General features: G+C 32.8%; 1 protein-coding gene. It reads left to right on the forward strand.

The annotated features are described in order from the left end of the window. Positions 1-116 precede the first annotated feature (116 nt). A complete protein-coding gene (gene xerA, locus HMPREF0528_RS02230; protein WP_004894518.1) occupies positions 117-1,085 on the forward strand; it encodes a site-specific tyrosine recombinase/integron integrase in 969 nt (322 codons plus the stop codon). Position 1,086 lies beyond the last annotated feature (1 nt).

Consider the following 1,086-nt stretch of genomic DNA (forward strand, 5'->3'; position numbering starts at 1 on the left):
GTTGCAGTTCAAAAGTCGCTTGATGAAACACAAAAATTATATGATAGCTTAATGCAAGAATATTTTGGCTAAAAAGTGGTTTAATAGTGAAAAACTCTAAATTTGGGAGATTCACTATGAATGAAAAGTTTGTTGAAATAATAAATGAGATGGCCGAAGTACTTAATGCCTCGCAGTTAAAACGACTTCAAGAAGTAATGTTGAAGCATTTGGTAGAAAGAGAGCCACGAAAACGGAAGATCAGCAATAAAGAATACCTAGCTAAGTTTTTAGAAGCTAAGAAAATGGAAGGTTGCTCTGATAGAACAATCAAATATTATCGAGTTACAGTTGAACAACTTTTAAATAAAGTAGTTAGACCAGTCAGAAGAGTTACTACAGAAGAAATGCGTGAATATTTGGTTGATTATCAAAAGATTAATAATTGTGGCAAAACAACTGTAGATAATATTAGGCGCAATATTTCAAGTTTTTTTTCCTGGCTTGAAGAAGAAGACTATATATTAAAGAGTCCTATGCGTCGCATTCATAAAATACGGGCGGAAAAGCTTGTAAAGAATGTAATTACTGATGAAGATATTGAAAAACTTCGTGATGGATGTTCCTGTTTAAGAGATGTCGCTATGATCGATTTATTATACTCAACGGGTATAAGAGTTGGTGAATTAGTTAGACTTAATAAAACTGATATTAATTTTTCTGAGCGTGAATGTGTGGTATTTGGAAAAGGAGACAAAGAAAGACGCGTATATTTTGATGCCAAATCAAAAGTACATTTGATTAACTATTTAAAAAGTAGAACTGATGATAATCCTGCTCTTTTTGTCTCTTTAGATAGGCCAAATGACCGATTGAAAATTAGTGGAGTAGAAATTAGATTACGTCAATTGGGGAGAAAATTACATTTAGATAGGATTCATCCACATAAGTTCAGACGAAGCATGGCAACGAGAGCTATTGATAAAGGTATGCCCATTGAACAAGTTCAAAAGATTTTAGGCCATTCTCAGATAGATACTACAATGCAATATGCTATTGTTAATCAAAATAATGTAAAAGCAGCCCATCGAAAATACATATCCTAGC

The sequence above is a fragment of the Lactobacillus johnsonii ATCC 33200 genome, from assembly GCF_000159355.1.
GTDB lineage: Bacteria > Bacillota > Bacilli > Lactobacillales > Lactobacillaceae > Lactobacillus > Lactobacillus johnsonii.